The 22017-nt window shown below is 60.3% G+C and carries 13 protein-coding genes; 9 read left to right on the forward strand and 4 right to left on the reverse strand.

Annotation, left to right across the window (positions count from 1 at the left end; genetic code table 11):
- Positions 1-47: 47 nt before the first annotated feature.
- The 3 genes from HPT27_RS16565 to xseA form a co-directional block, all read right to left on the reverse strand.
- Positions 48-1658 carry a methyl-accepting chemotaxis protein gene (locus HPT27_RS16565; protein WP_172245845.1) on the reverse strand — a complete coding sequence of 537 codons (1611 nt, stop codon included), beginning with the start codon at positions 1656-1658 and terminating at the stop codon, positions 48-50.
- A 110-nt stretch (positions 1659-1768) separates the two neighbouring features.
- The gene (locus HPT27_RS16570) at positions 1769-2758 is read right to left on the reverse strand and encodes a M23 family metallopeptidase (protein ID WP_172245847.1); all 990 of its coding nucleotides are present in this window, start codon (positions 2756-2758) and stop codon (positions 1769-1771) included.
- A complete protein-coding gene (xseA, locus tag HPT27_RS16575) occupies positions 2724-4097 on the reverse strand; it encodes an exodeoxyribonuclease VII large subunit (protein WP_172245849.1) in 1374 nt (457 codons plus the stop codon). Before xseA ends, HPT27_RS16570 begins: the two co-directional genes overlap by 35 nt.
- A 160-nt stretch (positions 4098-4257) precedes the next feature.
- Between xseA and guaB the strand changes: the two genes are divergently transcribed.
- The 4 genes from guaB to tadA all read left to right on the forward strand — a co-directional run bounded on the left by guaB (position 4258) and on the right by tadA (position 8650).
- Positions 4258-5724 carry an IMP dehydrogenase gene (guaB, locus tag HPT27_RS16580; RefSeq protein WP_328820726.1) on the forward strand — a complete coding sequence of 489 codons (1467 nt, stop codon included), beginning with the start codon at positions 4258-4260 and terminating at the stop codon, positions 5722-5724.
- 133 nt (positions 5725-5857) lie between these two features.
- Positions 5858-7435: a glutamine-hydrolyzing GMP synthase gene (guaA, locus tag HPT27_RS16585; protein ID WP_172245853.1), complete on the forward strand. Its 1578-nt coding sequence runs from the start codon at positions 5858-5860 to the stop codon at positions 7433-7435.
- A 122-nt stretch (positions 7436-7557) separates the two neighbouring features.
- Positions 7558-8166: a 2'-5' RNA ligase family protein gene (locus tag HPT27_RS16590; protein ID WP_172245855.1), complete on the forward strand. Its 609-nt coding sequence runs from the start codon at positions 7558-7560 to the stop codon at positions 8164-8166.
- A 13-nt stretch (positions 8167-8179) separates the two neighbouring features.
- Positions 8180-8650 (forward strand): tRNA adenosine(34) deaminase TadA, encoded by a 471-nt coding sequence (tadA, locus tag HPT27_RS16595; protein WP_172245857.1) that lies wholly within the window; start codon positions 8180-8182, stop codon positions 8648-8650.
- 196 nt (positions 8651-8846) lie between these two features.
- On the opposite strand, the gene mltF is transcribed toward tadA, so the two are convergent.
- Positions 8847-10316, reverse strand: coding sequence for a membrane-bound lytic murein transglycosylase MltF (gene mltF, locus HPT27_RS16600; RefSeq protein WP_172245859.1), 1470 nt, complete (start codon positions 10314-10316; stop codon positions 8847-8849).
- 322 nt (positions 10317-10638) lie between these two features.
- On the opposite strand from mltF, the gene purL reads away from it, so the two are divergent.
- The 5 genes from purL to HPT27_RS16625 all read left to right on the forward strand — a co-directional run bounded on the left by purL (position 10639) and on the right by HPT27_RS16625 (position 21519).
- Positions 10639-14538 (forward strand): phosphoribosylformylglycinamidine synthase, encoded by a 3900-nt coding sequence (gene purL / locus HPT27_RS16605; RefSeq protein ID WP_172245861.1) that lies wholly within the window; start codon positions 10639-10641, stop codon positions 14536-14538.
- Between the two features lie 537 nt (positions 14539-15075).
- A complete protein-coding gene (locus tag HPT27_RS16610) occupies positions 15076-16287 on the forward strand; it encodes an acyltransferase family protein (protein ID WP_172245863.1) in 1212 nt (403 codons plus the stop codon).
- Between the two features lie 237 nt (positions 16288-16524).
- The gene (gshA, locus tag HPT27_RS16615; protein ID WP_172245865.1) at positions 16525-18090 is read left to right on the forward strand and encodes a glutamate--cysteine ligase; all 1566 of its coding nucleotides are present in this window, start codon (positions 16525-16527) and stop codon (positions 18088-18090) included.
- Positions 18091-18108: 18 nt separating this feature from the next.
- Positions 18109-18591 (forward strand): GNAT family N-acetyltransferase, encoded by a 483-nt coding sequence (locus tag HPT27_RS16620; RefSeq protein ID WP_172245867.1) that lies wholly within the window; start codon positions 18109-18111, stop codon positions 18589-18591.
- Positions 18592-18744: 153 nt separating this feature from the next.
- Complete coding sequence (locus HPT27_RS16625; RefSeq protein ID WP_172245869.1) at positions 18745-21519, forward strand: M16 family metallopeptidase; 2775 nt, start codon at positions 18745-18747, stop codon at positions 21517-21519.
- Positions 21520-22017: the final 498 nt, after the last annotated feature.

Below are 22017 nucleotides of genomic sequence, written 5' to 3' on the forward strand. Positions count from 1 at the left end.
CAAAAACGCCAGCAACATGCTGGCGTTTTTGTTAGCGGCAATGGCGTTCAGGCCGTGACTTTCTCGACGATGTCCTGCAAGCGTCCGGCGACCTGATTCAACTGCCCGGCAACGCTCGCCGATTGCTGCGCGTGCACCGCGCTTTCGCGGGCGCTGTCGGCAATGCCATTGACGTTGCGGGTGATGTCGTCGACGACTGTGCTCTGTTCTTCGGCGGCCGCGGCGACCTGAGTGTTCATGTCGCGGATATCGGTAACAGCGCGGGTAATTTCCGCCAGTGCGCTGCGCGCCTGTTCGGATTGCTCAGCGCTTTCCCGGGTTCGGCTGTTGCCTTGCTCCATGGCATTGGCAGCCGATGACGCGCCATTCTGAACGTTCTGAATGATTTGCTGGATTTCGCTGGTGGAGTCCTGGGTGCGTTTGGCGAGATTGCGCACTTCGTCGGCGACCACAGCAAAGCCACGGCCCTGCTCACCGGCACGGGCGGCTTCAATGGCGGCGTTCAGTGCCAGCAAATTGGTTTGTTCGGCAATGCCGCGAATGACCTCCAGTACCTGACCGATATTCTTGGTGTCATCGCGCAGCTTCTGCACCACCTCAGCCGCTTTGGCCATATCGTCGGCGAGCTGTTGCGAGACGCTGGCCGAGCGCTCCATCTGGCTCAGCGCGCTGCTGGCCGATTTGTTGACCGCTTCGGTGGCCTGCGCTGTGGTCGCGGCATTTTTGGCCACTTCCTGCACGGTGGCCGACATTTCAGTCAGCGCGGTTGCAGCTTGATGGATGCGGTGTTCGGCATCGCCGGTAGCGCCGGCAAGCTCCTGTGCGGCGCGGGTAATCTGGCCGGCGCTGGCGCCGATGTCGCGTGAGGCCGCGTGAATCTCTTTGACCAAGCCGGCAATGAATTGCCGCTCCAGCTCCATGTCGCTCGCCATCAGTCCCAGTTCGTCGTCGCCCTCGGGTGCGATCGGATGTTGGAACTGGCCCTGTGACATTTTTTCCATGTGCTCAAACAGCCGCCGGGTACGTTGGACGATCAATCGATTGGTCATCATCTGCAGCACCACGATCACCGCCAGCGAAAAGCCGACCACGACCACGATGACAACCGTTCTGGCGGTATCGGCCGAGGCGCTGAGATTGGAAATTTTTTCGGCCAGCCCTTTTTGCAGATGCTCGAGTTTTTCGGTGGCGGCGCGATCGATGCCTTTGACCGCCTTGTCACCGGCTTTGTGATCAAACCCGGCGGCTTCAAACGCCCGGAAGCCTTCTTCGTATTTGCTGCGCATGCTGGCGTGTTCGGTCAGGAAGTCGGCAACGTGCTGGGCATCTTCGTCGAGGCCCAGCTCGGTCAGCCGGGCCTTCAGGACTTTGCCGTCGGATTGGACGCGGTCAGCCTCGCTGTTGAACTGGCTCCAGTATTTGCCACGGGCTTCGGCATCACTGCCACGCAACAGGACGTTTTTCCATTCCTGAACCTGGGTTTTGAAACTGACGCCCAGACTGCCGACCGCGCTGTTGACTTCGAGCCCTTCGCGCAGCGTGCTGACGTGGCCACCGAGCACCGACAAGCCAACCAGTGAAGCGATGACCAAAATGCCAAAGCCGCCGCCAACGACGGTCAGCAAACGTTTACCAAGACTGCTGCGAGGTTCTGCCATGTTCCTGCTCCTGCACCAAAACGCGGCGGGCGGCTGTTGTCGTCCGTATCGCGATCAAGCGTAGTCAGGGCCGGGCGAACTGCAACTGTGGCCAGTCCCGATGGGCCTACTTAGGGCTCGGTCGGGGCGGGCAGAAACAGCGCCGGATTGATGCGGGCGCCGTTGAGACTGACGGAGAAATGCAGATGCGGGCCGGTAACGCGCCCGGTGGCGCCGACCAGACCGAGCACGGTCCCGGTGTCGACGGTTTGTTCGGGCGTGGCGTCGATGCGGTCAAGATGGCAATACAGGCTGAGCAGGCCGCCGCCGTGATCGACGATGACGGTGTTGCCGTTGAAATAAAAATCGCCGGTGACCACCACTTTGCCCGGCAATGGCGCCCGCACGACACTGCCTTTGTTGGCAGCGATGTCCATGCCCGAATGCGGGTTGCGGGCTTCGCCATTGAATACCCGGCGCAGGCCAAAGCTGCTGCTCTGCGGACCGTCGGCCGGGGCGCGCATGCGCAACTGACTCGGCAGCGGCAGACTGAAGCGGGCGAACGCCTGTTGCATCAGCGCTTGCTCGCGGGCGATGCGGGCTTCGTCGGCCGGATCCGGGTTGACGTATTTCGGTTCGACTTTCAGCGGCTGAGTCGGGTAGGCCTTGTCGACAATGCTGAAGGTCAGCGGCCGGCCATCGACGTTGATCTGCTGCTCGCCAACGGCGGCGCTCAGTGGCAAGCCGACCACGGCGAGCCAGCGATCGGCTGCGGCCAACACCAGCACCGGCGATTCCCCGTAGCGGACAGTCGGCATCGCAATCGTGCGAGGGCCAACATCGAGCAGCGCGACGCCGCCCGGCACCCGCTCTTCGCTGGGCAAGGTCGCGGTGATGGCGGGTGCATCAATTGTCGTTGTTGCAGAGAGTGCTGTCGTCGAAGCCGCAGTCGCAGCGGTCGCGGCGATCACAAAAACAGGCAAGGTCAGACCCAGAAGTGCCAAACCCGGCAGCAATCGACCGAGCAGACCAGCCAGATTGCGCCGGCATAAACCGGTGCGCGTGGGACGCTGGACAAGCGGGCGGTCAGCGGCGGTCGGGAACGGCGAGCGGATCGGCATGGGCTAAGACCTCATCGGTTTCGACGCGGCTGAGCACGCGCCGATTCGGCAAGCGGGTTTCGAGCAGGGTGCCGGCCGGCAGCTGGGGTTGCTGCTGCAGCAGCACGCCGGAGGCTTCGATACGGGTCAGGGTATAGCCGCGACTCAAGGTGGCCAGCGGACTCAACGTGGCCAGTTGGCCGGTACAACGGGCCAACTTGGTTCGCCGTTTCTCAATGGTCCGATTGGCAGTGAGCACTAACCTTTGCTGAAGGCTGGCCAGCCGGTGCCGGGCCGAGGCCAAGCGAACGGCGGGCGCGACAGACCGCAGCCGCGCCTCCTGATGGGCCAGGGCCAGTCGGCCGAGCTGCAGTCGACGTTGGCTGCCGGCCAGCAGCCGGTCACGCAGCTCATCGAGCCGCTGGGCCCGACGGGCCAGCAGCCGTTCCGGCGTAGGTAAGCGACCACTCAGGCTGTCGAGTTGGCTGCGGCGCTGGCGGATGGCCCGCTGCAACACCTGATGTTGACGATGGCCCAGTTGGCCGAGCAGCTGACGCAAGGCGTCGCGGTCCGGTGACAGCAGCGCGGCGCCGGCCGACGGTGTCGGCGCCCGCAGGTCGGCGACAAAATCGGCAATGGTGAAATCGACCTCATGGCCGACCGCCGACACCACCGGAATACCGCTGCCGGCAATCTGCCGGGCCAGTTTTTCATCGTTGAAGCAGAACAGATCTTCCAGCGAGCCGCCGCCACGGGTCAGCAGCAACACGTCGCATTCACGGCGGCGGTTGGCAGTTTTCAGTGCTTCGATCAGCGCTGCCGGTGCCTCGGCACCTTGCACCACGGCCGGATAGAGGATGACCTTGATAAACGGCGCCCGCTTCGCCAGCACGCTCAGCACATCGCGGATGGCGGCGCCGGTCGGTGAGGTGATGACACCGACGGTGGTCGGGAAGGGGGGCAAGACGCGCTTGCGCTCGGCGTTGAACAAACCTTCGTCGGCGAGCTTTTGTTTCAGCTGCTCAAACTTTTGCTGCAAGGCTCCGAAACCAGCCGGCTCCAGATATTCGCAGACCAGCTGAAAATCGCCGCGCGGCTCATACACAGTGACCCGGCCCCGGATCAGCACCTTGTCGCCGTCTTTGGGCCGATAGCTGAGCAACTGATTGCGGTTACGGAATAGCGCCGAGCGGACTTGGGCGCCTTCGTCTTTCAACGTGAAGTACCAATGCCCGGAGGGCGGTGCGGAGAAATTGGAGATTTCGGCTTCCAGCCAGAGCAGGCCGAAGTCCTGTTCCAGCACACGCCGGGCGCGGCCGACCAGCTCGGAGACGGTGTAAACCTTGCGGGTGGACGTCATGGGTGGCGTGGTACCCGGGTATCATCGCGGAGGGCAAACCGCGGCATTTTCGCGCATCGCGACCGGAATGGCCAGAAAGAAACTCGCTGGGGGCGGTGTGACAAGCGAACGGGGAAAACGGTATAATTCCGCTTTGCTATTGCCAGCGGGGTTTTGAGGAATCATGCGGATTATCGGTGAAGCGCTGACGTTTGATGACGTGCTTTTGGTGCCAGCGCACTCCACAGTACTGCCACATCAGGCTGAACTCAAGACATTCTTGACCCGCGAGATCCAGCTGAACATCCCGCTGGTGTCGTCGGCGATGGATACCGTCTCGGAAGCGCGGCTCGCAATCGCGCTGGCCCAGGAAGGCGGTCTCGGTTTCATTCACAAGAACCTGACAGTCGAAGAGCAAGCCGAGCACGTCCGCAAGGTCAAGAAATTCGAAAGCGGTGTCGTCAGTGATCCCATCACCGTTACCTCCCGCACCACCATTCGTGAGCTGAAAGCGCTCACCGCCAAGCATGGCATCTCCGGCGTGCCGGTAGTCGATGGCGATGATCTGGTTGGCATTGTCACCGGCCGTGATGTCCGTTTCGTCTCCGCGCTCGATGAGCCGGTGTCGTCGGTGATGACGCCGAAAGCGCAGCTGGTCACCGTGCAGGAAGGTGCCGATCTTGATGAAGCGCTGCATCTGATTCAAAAGCACCGCATCGAGCGCGTGCTGGTGGTCGACAAGCAGTTCCGCCTGAAAGGCCTCATCACCGTCAAAGACATTCAGAAATCCGCTGACAAACCGAATGCCTGCAAAGATGCCTTTGGTCATCTGCGTGTGGGCGCGGCGGTGGGTACCGGTGCCGATACTGACGCGCGTGTCGCCGCGCTGGTCAACGCCGGTGTCGACGTCATTCTGGTCGACACTTCGCACGGCCATTCGCAAGGCGTGTTGGATCGCGTCCGTCGGGTCAAAACAATGTATCCGGGCGTGCAGGTCATCGGCGGCAATATCGCCACTGCAGCAGGCGCACTCGCGCTGGCTGAAGCCGGCGCTGACGGCGTCAAAGTTGGCATCGGCCCCGGTTCGATTTGCACCACCCGCATTGTTACCGGTGTCGGCGTACCGCAAATTTCCGCAGTCGCCAATGCCGTTGAAGCACTGAAAGCCAAAGGCATTCCGTGCATCGCTGATGGCGGCATCCGTTTCTCCGGCGACATGTGCAAAGCGCTGGTCGCGGGTGCGCATGTGGTGATGGTTGGTTCACTGCTGGCTGGCACCGAAGAAGCGCCGGGCGAAGTCGAACTGTTCCAGGGCCGCAGCTACAAGAGCTACCGCGGCATGGGTTCGCTGGGCGCGATGGCGCAGCGTCATGGTTCGGCCGATCGGTATTTCCAGGGCAGCAACGATGCCGAAAAGCTGGTGCCGGAAGGTATCGAAGGCCGGGTGCCGTACAAAGGCTCGCTGGTCGCCATCGTGCATCAGATGATGGGCGGCTTGCGCTCCTGCATGGGTCTGACCGGTTGCCGCACCATTGAAGAGCTGCGCAGCAAGGCGCAATTCGTCAAGGTGACCTCGGCCGGCATGCGCGAAAGCCATGTCCATGATGTGCAAATCGTTAAAGAGGCGCCGAACTACCGCGTCGATTGAGCGCGCGGTGGCAAGATAAATCGGGATCGCAATGCGGTCCCGATGCGCTTTCAGCAGTCGCTATTTTGCTAGACCCCTTTACGCCGGTTCTTTTTGCCGGAACGGAATTTCTTACACCTGCAAGGCAGTCGACATGAGCCAAAACATTCATGCCCACCGCATCCTGATTCTGGATTTCGGTTCCCAAGTTGCCCAGCTGATTGCCCGCCGCGTGCGCGAAATCGGTGTCTATTGCGAACTCTGGCCCTACGATGCTGACGAAGCGGCGATTCGCGAATTCAATCCCAAGGGCATCATCCTGTCGGGTGGTCCGGAGTCAGTCACCGAAACCGATACGCCGCGAGCGCCAGATTGCGTGTTTGAGATGGGCGTGCCGGTGTTCGGTATTTGCTATGGCATGCAAACCATGGCAGCGCAGCTGGGTGGCCGCGTTGAAGGCGGTCACGCTCGCGAATTCGGTTACGCGGCGGTGCGGGTGCACGGCGATTGTGATCTGTTGCATGGCATTGAAGATCGGGTCAACGAGCAGGGCAAGGCCGTGCTCGATGTCTGGATGAGCCATGGCGACAAAGTGGTCGAAGTGCCGTCGGCCTTTGAAGTGATCGGCGAAAGCGACAACTGCGCCATTGCCGTGATGGCCGATGAAGGCCGCAAATTCTACGGCGTTCAGTTCCATCCGGAAGTGACCCATACCCACCAGGGCGGCCGGATGCTGGAGCGCTTTGTCCGCGACATTTGTGGCTGCGACAAGAACTGGACCTCGACCAACATCATCGAAGATGCCATCGCCAATATCCGCAAGCAGGTTGGCAGCGACGATGTGATCCTCGGACTGTCTGGTGGTGTCGACTCATCGGTGGTCGCGGTGCTGTTGCATCGTGCCATCGGCAAGCAACTGACCTGCGTGTTCGTCGATCATGGCCTGCTGCGGCTGCACGAAGGCGATCAGGTCATGGCGATGTTCGCCGAGCACCTTGGTATCAAGGTCATCCGGGTCAATGCCGAAGCGCGCTTCCTCGGTGAGCTCAAAGGCGTTGCCGATCCGGAAGCCAAACGGAAAGTGATCGGCAAATTGTTTGTCGATGTGTTCCAGGAAGAGTCGACCAAGTTGCCGAATGCCAAGTGGCTGGCGCAGGGCACCATTTATCCGGACGTGATCGAGTCGGCCGGCGCCAAAAGCGGCAAGGCCCATGTCATCAAGTCCCACCACAATGTCGGTGGTCTGCCGAAAGATATGAAGCTCGGTCTGGTCGAACCGCTGCGTGAACTATTCAAAGACGAAGTGCGCAAAATTGGTCTGGAGCTCGGCCTGCCTTACGACATGCTCTATCGCCATCCTTTCCCGGGGCCGGGTCTCGGTGTCCGCGTGCTCGGCGAAGTGAAGAAAGAGTACTGCGATCTGCTGCGCAAGGCCGACGCGATCTTTATCGACGAGCTGCGCAAGGCCGACTGGTATCACAAGGTCAGCCAGGCGTTTGTCGTATTCCTGCCGGTGAAATCGGTCGGCGTAATGGGCGATGGCCGTCGTTATGATTACGTGGTCGCCGCGCGCGCGGTGCAGACCATCGATTTCATGACCGCGAAGTGGGCGCATCTGCCGTACACGCTGCTGGAAACCATTTCCAACCGCATCATCAACGAAGTGCCGGGCATTTCCCGGGTGGTCTACGATGTCTCTGGCAAGCCGCCGGCGACGATCGAGTGGGAATGAGTCGCACGCATACGCTTGCCTGAAGCGAGAACAAGTTAAGGCAAGCGAACGGAAAGCGAACGAAATGAAAATGCCGGGTTGCCCGGCATTTTTCATGGCGAAATGCGGAATGGTGAATCGGTATGTGTGCTCAACTCAGTCTGGCGGGTTTTGCCGAGCCGGCAACAAGCTTGTCGCCATTGTCGTTACACCGACCCGGCAGAGAGCGGCTGTTTCTGGCGCTGCAACCGCCAGCGCAAATGTGGCCAGCGCTGCGCCAGCTGGAGCAGCAACAACGCCAGTTGCACGGTTTGCAGGGCACTGCGCTGCGCGATGAACATTTGCATATCACGCTGCAGCACCTGCTCGATCACGAAGCCTTGCCCGATGACTGGATTGCCCGTGCCGGCGTCGCGGTCGAGAGTGTGGAACGACACAAGCTTGCCCTGCGTTTTGATCGAGTCATGAGCTTTGCCCGGCGTACCGACAACCGGCCGTTTGTGTTACTGGCGCAGGAAGGCCTTCAGCCCTTGCTTGGCTTGCAACGCGCACTCGGTGAAGCGATGAAGCGGGTCGGTTTTCTTCAGGTCGATCGCAGCTTTACTCCGCATGTCACGCTGTTGTATGACCGCCAGCAAGTTCCGCTGCAGGCGATCGAGCCGCTACAGTGGCAGGCACAGGAAATGGTTCTGATTCACAGCTTGCTCGGCCGCACGCAACATCGCGTGCTGGCGCGCTGGCCTTTGTGCTGAGAGAGAGTGGGTGATGACCGTCGAGCACGATGATGTTTTCTGGATGCAGCAAGCCTTGCTGCTGGCTGCGCGCGCCGCTGAAGCGGGCGAAGTGCCGGTCGGTGCAGTGCTGGTGCGCAATGGCGAGAAAATCGCCGAAGGCTGGAATCAGCCCATCGCCTTGAATGATCCCACCGCGCATGCCGAGATCGTCACGCTGCGTGCGGCGGCGCAGGCACTCGGCAATTACCGTCTGAATGACTGCACGCTGTACGTGACCTTGGAGCCTTGTCCGATGTGCGCCGGCGCGTTGGTGCATGCGCGGGTGAAGCGGGTGGTTTATGCCACCGCGGATGACAAAGCCGGTGCCGCTGGCAGCGTGCTCCAGGTGCTGCGTCACCCGCAGCTCAATCACCTGTGTCAGGTCAGCAACGGCGTATTGGCTGATGCTGCCAAGGCGCAGCTGACGGCGTTCTTTGCCAGTCGGCGCAAAGAGAAATCCTGAGTCATGATCGGAATGAGCGGCTGAGCCGGTTTCATGGCGAGGCTCGGCAGACCGTCGCCATCGATGACAACTGAACGTCATGGTAAGTCATGGCAAGGAGACATGAAGACAAATAAAAAGCCCGCATTGCGGGCTTTTTTATTTGAAGCTTTTATTGGCTGCCTGAGCGTGTTGTTTTTGTGACTCAATCGGCCTCTCAGTCGGTCACGCCGATGGGCAGCGCTTGTTGCCGCGCAGACCGGCGCTCACTGTCGTAGGCCAGCAGCGTGCTGCTGGGGGTTACGGCCGGTTCGGCAGCGACGACTGGCTCGGCTTCCGGTTCGGCAACTGGCGACAGTCGACGGGCCGGCTCACCCGCCATCCGGCGCAGTGCGGTGCTGTCGAGATCATCGCCAAGCCAACGCAAAGTGGTGTAGTAGCGCTGGATGTTTCCGACGAATTGCACCGGTTCATCTCCGCGCGCGTAGCCGCGCTTGAGGCTCGGATAAACGTTCGGGTCGCGCAGCTTTGGCAGCTGCTTTTGCACATCATCCCAGCGGTCCGGATTGCCACCGGCACGCTCGGTCAGCACCCGGGCATCTTCCAGATGACCGAAGCCGATGTTGTAGGCGGCCAAGGTAAACCAAGTGCGGTCCGGCTCGGCAATGCGCTCCGGAATGGTGTCATGCATGGTGCGGAAATAGGCCGCGCCGCCGCGAATGCTTTGCTCGGCATCGGTGCGATCGGTCACGCCCATGCGCTCGGCGGTGTCTTCGGTCAGCATCATGATGCCGCGCACGCCGGTTGGCGAAATGGCGTTTTCCCGCCAATGCGATTCCTGGTAGGCAATCGCTGCCAGCAGTCGCCAGTCCAGATCGGTTTTTGCGGCATGGACGAAATGCGGTTTCAGCGCCGGCAGCCGTTCCAGCATGGCATCGACAAAATGGCGCGACTCGATGTAGTCGGCGCCATCAATCGGCTCGACCAGCCGATCGCGCAGGCTGGCGATGGTGCCGTCGTCGATGCGCTCGCCGAGGAAGCTGTCGGCCAGTTCGGCCAGGCTGTCATCGTCGCCGGGGAAGGCCCAGACCCAAGGCTCGGCCTTGCTGACGACCAGGCCGGCGGCCAGTTCCGGGTGCAAGCTGCGCTCGATGGCATACACCGGCGCTGGCACCAGTGTGTAGGCCAGCGTTTCATCAATGATTTCTGCCATCAGCTCGCGGTGGCTGAGCGGGCTTTCGGTCCAGTTCAGCGCCGGCTGCTCGACCTTGGCTTCCAGCAACAGCTCGCTGGCGCGGCTGCTGGCCGGGACTTTCAGGTCGCCGTCCAGCTCAGCCCAACTGCGGCCACGATGAACGCCATTTTTGAACACCAGCCGGTAATCGACTTCCTGATAGGCGCGCGTTTGCTGCAAGCCGGCCAGCTGGCTGCTAGCCGCCGGCACTGCCAGGATGGCGTCGATCTGGCCCCGCACGAGCAGTTCGCGTGCTTCAGTAAGTTGCTGATATGGAAGTATTTTTAGCGTCAAATGGCGGGCGTCGGCAAATTGCTTGGCGAGCACCAAATCCAGCGACACGTCGATGTCACCGGAGGCAGGCAGCAAGTCGGAAGCAATGGCGACGCGCCATTCTCCACGTTGGCTGACCTGATCCCGTTGAGAGAATGAAGGCTCGGAGCGATGCTGCATCCAGCATCCACCGATAACTGCGGCACCCAGCCATGCCCACCAGGTGCGTTTGAACGACGTTGAAAACCCCAATTACACCATCCTGTATGGCCGCCGGTGGAATGGTCGTCCTGACCGTCCCGTATGGCGAGAGTTGGCGCAATTATGAGGAATGGGTCACGTTTTATCAAGTTTACCTAAAATAGGTCTTATAAATCAGATTCTTAGATGACTGTCTTAATCAAGTTTTCAGCCGTCCAAACGGCCTTGCCTACCGCCCTTGACTGCTTTTGCGCTATCATATGCGCCCGAAATTTCCCCTCCATCCGCGCGAGTTCCCACCATGCTGACCCTGCGTGGCGCTCCGGCCCTTTCGAGTTTTCGCAAGGCCAAGCTGCTGTCGTCCTGCCGTGATCGTTCGTCTGCTGTACACCATGTTTACGCCGAGTATGTGCACTTTGCCGATGTCAGCGCTGCGCTCAGCAGTGCCGAACAGGCCGTGCTCGACAAGCTGCTGGAATACGGCCCACGGCTGGACAAGGAAGCCGCTAGCGGCAGCCTGATTCTGGTGGTGCCGCGGCCGGGCACCATTTCGCCGTGGTCATCCAAGGCGACCGATATCGCCCGCAACTGCGGGCTGGACAAGATCAAGCGACTGGAGCGCGGCATTGCCTACTTCGTCAGCGGCGCCAATGGCATGCCGCTCGATGGCGCGACACTAGCGGCGGTAACGCCGCAACTGTTCGACCGGATGACCCAGGCGGCACTGCATCGGCTGGAGGATGCGGCGGTACTGTTTGAAGCGCATACGCCGAAGCCATTTACCAGCGTTGATGTCATGGCGGGTGGCCGCGAGGCACTGGTGCGCGCCAATAAAGAACTCGGTCTTGCGCTCGCCGAAGACGAAATCGATTACCTCGTTGCCCGCTTCACCGAACTCAAACGCAACCCGACCGATGTCGAGTTGATGATGTTCGCGCAGGCCAACAGCGAACATTGCCGGCACAAGATTTTCAACGCCAGCTGGACCATCGACGGCGTCAATCAGGACAAGTCGCTGTTCCAGATGATCAAGAACACCTACGCTCATCATCCGGATGGCGTGCTGTCGGCCTACAAAGACAACGCCTCGGTCATCGAAGGTTTCACCGTTGATCGGTTCATGACTGATGTGCCGACTGGCGAATACCAGTACGTCACCGAACCGACCCATATTCTGATGAAGGTCGAAACCCACAACCACCCGACCGCGATCTCCCCATACGCTGGCGCTTCCACCGGTGCCGGTGGCGAAATCCGCGACGAAGGCGCAACCGGTCGCGGTTCCAAACCGAAAGCCGGCCTGACCGGTTTCACCGTGTCGAACCTGCGTATTCCGGGCAATGTGCAGCCGTGGGAAATGAACGATTACGGCAAGCCGTTCCGCATCGTCTCGGCGCTCGACATCATGCTCGAAGGCCCGATCGGCGGTGCCGCGTTCAACAATGAATTCGGCCGGCCGAACCTGTGCGGTTATTTCCGTTCGTTCGAGCAGACGGTAACGACCAACGACGGCGTCGAAGTGCGCGGCTACCACAAGCCGATCATGATCGCCGGCGGTCTCGGTAACATTCGCGCCAATCACGTCAAGAAAGGCCAGCTGCAACCGGGCGACAAGATCATTGTGCTCGGTGGTCCGTCGATGCTGATCGGTCTGGGCGGTGGCGCGGCCTCGTCGATGGCGAGCGGTGCCTCGGCAGCGGATCTGGATTTTGCCTCGGTGCAGCGTGACAACGCTGAAATGGAACGCCGCTGTCAGGAAGTGATCGACCGCTGCTGGGCGCTTGGCGATGCCAACCCGATCCGCTCGATTCACGACGTCGGTGCCGGCGGTATCTCGAACGCGGTGCCGGAACTGGTGCACGACGGCGAACTCGGTGGCCGCTTTGAATTGCGCGAAGTGCCGAATGCCGAACCGGGCATGTCGCCGGTCGAGATCTGGTGCAACGAAGCGCAAGAGCGCTACGTGCTGGCGATTCCGCCGGAAAATCTACCGCTGTTTGAAAAGCTCTGCGAGCGCGAGCGGGCGCCGTTTGCCGTGCTCGGCGAAACGACCAAAGAACTGCAGCTGACCATCACCGATCGCCAGTTCAACAACGCGCCCATCGATATGCCGATGGATGTGCTGTTCGGCAAGCCGCCGCGCATGCACCGCGAAGCCAAGTCACGCAGCGTCGCGCACAAGCCGGTCGCGATCGACGCCAGCATCAAGGCGATGACCGAGCGGGTGCTGGCGCATCCGACCGTTGCTGACAAATCCTTCCTGATCACCATCGGTGACCGCACCATTACCGGTCTGGTCGCGCGCGATCAGATGGTCGGCCCGTGGCAGGTGCCGGTGGCCGACTGCGCGGTCACGCTGAGCGCTCTCACTGGCTACACCGGCGAAGCGATGAGCATGGGCGAGCGCACGCCCGCAGCGCTTATCGATGCCGCCGCTTCGGCGCGCATGGCCGTGGGCGAAGCGATCACCAATATTGCGGCGGCACGCATTGGCAAACTATCCGACGTGAAACTGTCGGCGAACTGGATGGCATCAGCAGGCTCGGCCGGCGAAGACGCGAATCTGTTTGCCGCGGTCAAAGCGGTGGGCATGGAGCTGTGCCCGGCGCTTGATTTGACCATTCCGGTCGGCAAAGACTCGATGTCGATGAAGACGGTCTGGCAGGAAGACGGCAAGCAGAAAGCTGTGACGTCGCCGCTCAGCCTGATCATCTCGGCCTTTGCGCCGGTGCTCGACGCTCGCAAGACGCTGACGCCGCAATTGCAGGCGCTCAATGCGGAGACGAGCCTTCTCTTTATCGATCTGGCCAACGGTAAGCAGCGCCTTGGTGCCTCGGTATTGGCGCACTGCTTTGACCAGCTTGGCAACGAAACCCCGGACGTCGACAACCCGGCGTTGCTGAAAGGTTTCTTCAACGCGATGCAGGCTTTGAACGATGCCGGCAAGCTGCTCGCCTATCACGACCGCTCGGATGGCGGTCTCATCACCACGCTGATTGAGATGGCGTTTGCCGGTCATTGCGGTGTCGATGTCGATGTCGCTGCGCTCGGCGCCAACCCGACAGCGGCACTGTTCAACGAAGAACTGGGCGGCGTGATTCAGGTGCGCAGCGCCGAACTTGCAGACGTGCAGGCAGTGTTGCAACAGCATGGTCTCGGCGCGGTCAGCTATGTCATTGGCAAAGCCGGGCAGCGCCAGCATGTGATCGTGCGTAACGGCAGCGCCGTGCTGCTGGACGAGCCGACCATGCAGCTGAAAACGATCTGGTCGAAAGTGTCGTTTGAAATGCAGCGCCTGCGCGACAACCCGCGCGGCGCCGAAGAAGAATACGCCAGCAAGTGTGACGCGAATAACCCGGGCATCCAGCCGGTGCTGACCTTCAATCCGGCCGATGACGTTGCCGCGCCGTTCATTGCCAAAGGCGTCAAACCAAAAGTGGCCATCTTGCGTGAGCAAGGTGTCAACGGTCAGGTTGAAATGGCGGCCGCATTCATGCGCGCCGGTTTCCGCTCGATTGACGTGCACATGAGCGATCTGTTGGCCGGCCGCGTTTCCCTGCAGGAGTTTGCCGGTGTGGTTGCCTGCGGCGGCTTCTCCTACGGTGATGTGCTCGGCGCCGGTGGCGGCTGGGCCAAGAGTGTGCTGTTCCACAGCCGTACTCGCGACGAGTTCGCGGCGTTCTTTGCCCGGCCGGACAGTTTTGCGCTTGGTGTCTGCAACGGTTGCCAGATGATGTCGCAGCTCAAGGACATGATTCCGGGTGCCGAGCATTTCCCGCGCTTTGTCCGCAATGCCTCGGAGCAATTCGAAGGCCGCTTCGTGCAAATGGAATTGCAGAAGAGTCCGTCGTTGTTCTTCACCGACATGCACGGTTCGCGCATTCCGGTCGCGGTCGCGCACGGCGAAGGCTATGCCGAAACCGCAACGGCGGCCGACGCGTTGGCGCTGTCGAACAGCGGTCTGGTTGCCGCCCGCTGGGTGGATAACTACGGCAAGACCGCGAGTACCTATCCGGCCAACCCGAACGGCTCGCCGCATGGCATCTGCTCGGTCACCAGCCGCGATGGCCGCGTCACCATTCTGATGCCGCACCCGGAGCGGGTGTTCCGCACCGTGCAGAACTCCTGGCATCCGGCCGAGTGGGGCGAAGACGGTCCGTGGCTACGGATGTTCCGCAATGCCCGCAGGCACGTCGGCTAAGTTGCGACGGCAAGCAAAAAACGCCCGCCCCATGCGGGCGTTTTTCTTTTTGGCCGCAGACCGGATCAGCGCCGAACGAAAAAAAATTGGCGGAGGCTGTGACAATTCGGAGCCGGCCGCGAATCATGGATCAGATTGGTCATGATGGATATCGGACGATGGCAACGGATGCTCCTGCTGTGAAAGCGCGGTGTCTTGTGAAGACGTCTTGCGCTGTGACGCTGCTTGCTGTTGTGAAAACGGCACGAGCGCGTGGTCACGCTGTGTTTGGTGATGACGCTCAGCGCTTCTTGCCGGCAGCCGGGTGCAAGCGACAGATCAGACGGCGCCATGGCAAGTTTGTCCGGACCGCAATGCGCGTGTTTGAGCCGCCCGCTCCGGATTGATTTCGCTGGCACGCGGCATTCGCCGAGAGTGCCAAACACCTACCCACTCACTACCCACTCACTACCCACTCACTATCCCCTCCGGATTGTCAGCCGGCCGGCGTCACGCCGGTCAGGGCAGACGCGTGTCCGGAAATTGTTGGAGGACAGCATGACTTCGGTAAATTCAATGGCCGCAGCATCCGATCGACTGCACGGTCTCGATGCCTTGCGTGGTTTTGCCTTGCTGCTTGGCGTCGCGTTACACGCCAGCATGAGCTTGCTGCCGGGAGCGCAATACTTTTGGTTGGTTAGCGACAGCCGCTCGGCCGCGACTATCGGACTCATGTTTTATGTACCGCACCTGTTTCGCATGCTGATATTTTTTCTGCTCGCTGGCTTCTTCGGCCGCATGCTGCATGAACGTCTGGGAACCCGTGCCTTTCTGTTGAATCGTCTGCATCGCATCGGCAAACCGCTGCTGATTTTCTGGGCACCAATCCTGATGGCCATTACAGCCGTATTGGTGTGGGCGACATGGTTGGCCAACGGCGGTAAATTGCCGGCCGAGACTCCGCCCGGCCCCAGCTTCTTGCCGAACGATTTTCCACTGACGCATTTGTGGTTTTTGTATGAGTTGCTGCTGTGCTACGGCGTGTTGCTGACGCTGCGCGCGGTGATATATCGGTTTGCCAACAGTGGCCGCTTGTGCCAATGGGCGGATCGGTCGCTGGCGTTTTGCTTGCGACCGGCCGGGACGATCCTGCTGGCGTTGCCACTGCTGTTGGCCTTGGCTGGCCAAGCGAACTGGTATGCCTGGTTCGGCATCCCGACGCCTGATCAGACGCTGTATCCCAATGCGCCGGTGCTGGCCTCGTACTGGCTCGGTTTTCTGATCGGCTGGATGTTGCATCGGCAACCGACGCTGCTGTCGCAGTTGGTGCAACGCTGGCATTGGCATCTCGGTGCGGCGGTGCTGCTGACGGGGCTATGTCTGATTCTACTGGGGCTGGCGCCGGTGCTGCAGCCGGCGCCAATGTCTGAGGTTCAAACGTGGTTGTATGTAACGGCCTATGCCATCGCGGCGTGGCAATGGTGCTGGGGCTTGATCGGTGTTGCGCTGCGCTTTATGTCCAAGCCCAGCCCGCTCCGGCGCTATCTGGCAGACGCTTCGTACTGGATCTACATTATGCATCTGCCGATCGTGCTGGCCTTGCAAGTCAGTATGCGGAATCTGCCGCTGTCGCCATGGTTGAAGCTGTTGCTGATCATCAGCCTCACTATGGCCGTATTGTTGGCCAGCTATGCGCTGTTGGTGCGTGCGAGCTTTCTCGGCGCCATGCTCAATGGTCGCCGGCGACCGCGAACCCGCAGCGAGTGCTGAGTGGTTTATGTTGAGTGCGGGGCGCCAGCGCTGCTGGCTGCAACCATGTGTCGAGCCGTGTCAACTTGGCTTTTTACTAGCCAATTTGACCCGGCTCTCAACGCAAGCCCGGTTCCGGAAACAGTATGTCTTGGCGGGCGGGTCAATAGCCGTAATTATTGCCCCGTTGAATTCTCTAAGATGCATGCCATATTGACGGCCTGACGAAATGGGGTCGTCCCCACTGTGGAGCGGTAAATGCTCAAGTTCACCTGTTGTGATGCCGTTCGGCAGTTTTCCTCGCAGGCCAACGCCCAAGTGTTGCGCGGCATCGTGCGCGGATTGGAAAAGGAATGCCTGCGCGTGACGGCGGACGGCGCACTGGCGCAAACACCGCACCAAACCGCACTCGGCAGCAAGCTGACCCATGAGTGGATCACCACCGATTACTCGGAAGCGCTGCTGGAGTTCATCACGCCGCCCAGCAGTGATCCGGATTTACCGCTGACTTTCCTGCAGCACATCCACCAATTTGCCGTGCGCCAGATCGGTGATGAGCTGCTCTGGAGCGCATCCATGCCCTGCGTGGTTGGCGATGACAGCACCATTCCCATCGCCGATTACGGGCCGTCCAACAAAGGCCGGTTCAAATACGTCTATCGCGAAGGATTGGGTCATCGTTACGGCCGGCACATGCAGACCATTGCCGGCGTGCATTACAACTGGTCGCTGCCGGATGCGTTCTGGCAGGCGATGATGAGCGCCTGCGGCTGTGGTGGCTTGAGCCTGCGCGAATACAAGGACGCCCAGTATTTCGCCCTGATCCGCAACTACCAGCGCTATTCCTGGCTGATCCCGTATCTGTTTGGCGCATCACCGGCGATTTGCCGGTCGTTTGTCAAAGGCAAGAAAACCGAGCTGCTGGAGTATTCATCGCGGACGCTGTTCGCGCCGCACGCGACCAGTTTGCGGATGAGCGATATCGGCTATCAGAACAACGCCCAGGCCGGGCTGCAGGTCAGCTTCGACAATCTGCAGGTCTACACCGAAGCGCTGGAGCGGGCCATCCGGACGCCAGATCCGTTTTATGCCGCCATCGGCGTCGAGGTGGAGGGGCACTGGAAGCAGCTGAACGCCAATCTGCTGCAGATTGAAAACGAGTTTTACGCCGGCATTCGGCCGAAGCACACCCCGGTCAACGGTGAGCGTCCGGCGAAAGTGCTGCGCAGCCATGGGGTGGAATATATTGAGGTTCGGCTATTTGATCTGGACCCGTTCTCGCCGCTCGGCGTCAACGCCGACATGATGAATTTTGCCGACGTGCTGCTGCTGATGTGTCTGTTCCGCGAGAGTCCCTTGATCACCGCTCGGGAAGAAGCCGAGAACAAAGAAAACAAACGGCGGGTTGTCATGCAAGGCCGGCATCCGGATTTGACCTTGTTGCTGCACAATCGCGAACACGAATTTGCCAGCGTCGCCAACGGCCTGTTTGACGACATGACGCCATTTGCCGCCATGCTTGATACCGCTTACGGCAATGATCGGTACAGCAACACACTGGCGACCTTGCGCAAGCGGATTGCCGATCCGGACGCCACGCCATCGGCCGCCATGCTGCGCGGCGCCCATGAGCACGGCGGTTATTTTATCTACGCCCATGAGCTGGCCAAACAGCACAAGGCAGCGTTGCTGGCAACGCCGCTTACCAGCGCGGTCGAGCGGCAATTTCGCGCCGAAACCGAGCGCTCGCTGGCCGCGCAAGCACAGATTGATGCGAACAATACCGGCAGCTTTGCCGAGTATGTCGCGCGCTATTACGCCTGAACAAACTCGGGGTTCAACATGACGGATTTGGTAATACGCGCGGCAACGCCTGCCGAAGTGCCGCAGATTCTGGCGTTTATCAAGGCGCTGGCGGTGTATGAAAAATTGGAACACATGGTGGTCGCTGATGAGCAAAAACTGGCAGCGACACTGTTTGGCGAGCGGCCGGCTGCCGAGGTGCGGCTGGCCGAGTGGCAGGGCAAGCCGGCCGGTTTTGCGTTGTTCTTCGCCAACTATTCGACCTTTCTGGCCAAACCCGGCATCTATCTGGAAGATCTGTTTGTGCTGCCGGAATACCGTGGCAAAGGTATCGGCAAAGCCATGCTGATTCACTTGGCCAAGCTGGCGGTCGAGCGCGATTGCGGCCGGCTGGAATGGTCGGTGCTGGACTGGAATACCCCGGCCATCGAGTTCTATCAGTCGCTCGGCGCCGTGCCGATGGACGAATGGACGGTGTACCGGGTCACCGGTGCAGCACTTCCTGCATTGGCGAAAATGTGAGCAGTTCAAACAACAGTCGCAGGTAGCGCTCTGTACAGTCATTAACACTTCGCAACACTCTCCTGTGCCAGCTCAGACCTGCTTGGCGGCCCAGTGGCGGGCTGGCTTGCTATCCTGCCGCCCTGTCCTCAAGGGACTGAATCGGAGAGAAAAATGTTGCAGCGCATGCGCAAGCTGAAGATTGCCCCTGTGGCGCTCGCGCTGGCAGGTACCCTGACGATGTCGGTGGGCCAAGCCAGTGACAAGTCGGCCGACAAGCCGGTGGTCGAAATCCCGTTTGAGCGGTTCACGCTCGACAATGGCCTGACTGTCATTGTTCATGAAGATCACAAAGCGCCGATCGTCGCGGTCAACGTCTGGTACCACGTCGGTTCCAAAGACGAGAAGCCGGGCAAAACCGGTTTCGCGCATCTGTTTGAACACCTGATGTTCAACGGCACTGAAAATTTCAACGACGAATACTTTGGCCCGTTTGAAAAAGCCGGTGCCACCGATCAGAACGGTACCACCAACTCTGACCGCACCAACTATTTCGAAAACGTGCCGACCACCGCGGTCGACATGGCGCTGTGGATGGAATCCGATCGCATGGGCCATCTGCTCGGCGCGATCACCCAGCCCAAGCTCGATGAGCAACGCGGCGTGGTGCAAAACGAAAAACGCCAAGGCGAGAATCAACCCTACGGCAAGAGCTGGGAACAGATCGGCAAAGCCACCTTCCCGATGGGCCATCCGTATTCCTGGACGACTATCGGCTCGATGGACGATCTGAACGCCGCCAAGCTTGATGACGTGCATGAGTGGTTCAAGCAGTATTACGGCGCCGCCAACGCGGTGATCGTGCTGGCTGGCGATATCGACGTCGCCACCGCCAAGGAAAAAGTCCAGAAATACTTCGGCGACATTCCGGCCGGGCAACCGCTGGTCAAACGCGAAGCCTGGATCGCCAAGCGCACCGAATCGACCCGCGACGTGATGTTCGACCGGGTGCCGCAAACCCGTCTGATCAAAGTCTGGAACGTGCCGCAGTTCGGCACCCACGACGCCGACATGCTGGATCTGTTCGCTGCCGTGCTCGGTGGCGGCAAGAACTCGCGCCTTTACAAAACCCTGGTTTACGACAAGCAATTGGCCACCAGCGCCAATGCCTTCAATGATCAAAACGAGCTGGCCTCGCAGTTCATGATCATGGTTGATGTCAAACCGGGTGCCGATTACAAAGAAGTCGACCGCCTGATCAGCGAAGAGCTGAACAAGCTGCTGAGCAAGGGCATCAAGAAAGACGAGCTGAGCCGTGTGCAAGCGTCACTGGAAGCCGGCTTTATCCGCGGTGTCGAGCGGGTCGGCGGTTTCGGTGGCAAGAGCGATGTGCTGGCCACCTACCAGACCTTCCTTGGCGATGCCAACCTGTTCCAGCAATCGCTGAAGAACTACGCTTCCGCGACCGAGAAAGACTTGGTGTCGGTTGCCAAGACCTGGCTGAGTGATGGCGATTACACGCTGGAAGTGCATCCGTTCCCGACCTACAGCGTCGCCAAAGACGGTGCCGATCGCAGCAAGGTGCCGGAAGTCAAAACCACGCCGGACCTTAGCTTCCCGGCCCTGCAACGGGCTGAACTGAAGAACGGTCTGAAAGTGGTGCTGGCTGAACGCAAAGCGATTCCGGTAGTCAATTTCGAACTGCAGTTCGATGCCGGTTACGCCGCTGACCAAGGCGGCAAACTCGGCACCGCCAGCTTCACCATGGCGATGATCGACGAAGGCACGCAGAAACGCAGTTCGCTGGAAATTGCCGACGAAGCCGAGCGGCTCGGTGCCAATATCGGTGCTGGCGCCGGTCTGGATACCGCCACCGTGTCGCTGTCGGCACTGAAGAAAAATCTGGATGCCTCGCTGTCGCTGTACGCCGACATCGTGCGTAACCCGGCTTTCGCCAATGATGAGCTTGAGCGCAACCGCACCCGCTGGATCGCCGGCATCGCCCGCGAAAAAGCACAGCCGGTGCAGATGGCGCTGCGCACGCTGCCGCCGCTGTTGTATGGCGCGGGTCATGCCTACGCGATTCCGTTCACCGGCTCGGGTACCGAAGCGTCGATCAAATCATTGAACCGAGATGATCTGGTCAATTTCCACCAGAACTGGCTGCGTCCGGACAACGCCACGCTGATCGTGGTCGGTGACACCACGCTGGCAGACGTGCTGCCAAAGCTGGAAAAAGCCTTTGGTGACTGGAAAGCGCCGAGCACCGCGAAGCCGGGCAAGAATATCGCCACGGTTGCCTATCCGGCGAAAGCGCGGGTCTATCTCATCGACAAACCGGGTGCGGTGCAGTCGGTGATCATTGCCGGTCAGGTGATGCCGCCGACCAATGTCGACAACAACCCGGCCCTGATCACGATGAACGATGTGCTCGGTGGCGCCTTCTCGGCGCGGCTGAACATGAACCTGCGTGAGAACAAGCACTGGGCTTACGGCGCCTATGCCCAATTCCCGGGTGCCCGTGGTCAGCGCCCGTACTTCGCTTACGCACCGGTGCAAACCGACAAGACCGCGGATTCGATCAAGGAAGTCTTGAACGAATACCGTGACTACGTCGGCAAGCGTCCGGCCACCAGCGAAGAGCTGCAGAAGAGCGTCATGAACACCGTTCGCTCAATGCCAGGTGAATACGAAACCATGGGCGCCGTCCAAGGCGCCGTGTCGGGCATCGTGCAATACGGCCGGCCGGATGATTACGTCCAGTCGATCAAGCCGAAGTATGAAAGCCTGACCGTGGCCGACATTCAGGCCGCCGCAAAAACCAACCTGAAGCCAGAGCAGTTCACCTGGATCGTGGTCGGTGATCTGAGCAAGGTCGAAGACAGCATTCGTCAACTGAACCTCGGTGAAGTGACGGTGATCGACGCCGACGGCAACAAAATTCGCTAAGCGAGTCGACAGAGAAGCTGTAGATAGATAAACAAAGGGCGCTTCGGCGCCCTTTGTTATTGGCCAAGAGAACGGTAAGCTGGTGTGGTTAATTTATTTGTCACGTTCGGTCCGGAGTTTTGCGCAAACATTCGGTGCAATGAATTGCACCCTACGCATGCCGGGTATGCCGGCTTCGTATGCGATGAGGATATGGGGAATGGTGCTGATGCTCGCGCTTACCTTTTTGGGATTGATTGTTTCTCTCGGTGTGCTTGTCGTCTACCAGAGCATAAAAAATGAGGGACGTTTTGGCATTCGGTTCGGTGCGCCACCGAAATGCCCCGGCTGTTCGAGCTCTCTACCCGTCGCGCGTGTGCCTCAAGATGGTCACGAGGCAATGTGGGGTGGCTGGACTTGTGAAGTCTGCGGAACAAAGCTCGATAAGTGGGGAAAGGTGCGCGCATAGGGCCCATCAATAATCTGGCGTGAGGTGGGTTCGCAGAGCGCAGCACGCGT

Origin of the sequence: Permianibacter fluminis (assembly GCF_013179735.1) — a bacterium.
Classification (GTDB): domain Bacteria; phylum Pseudomonadota; class Gammaproteobacteria; order Enterobacterales; family Permianibacteraceae; genus Permianibacter; species Permianibacter fluminis.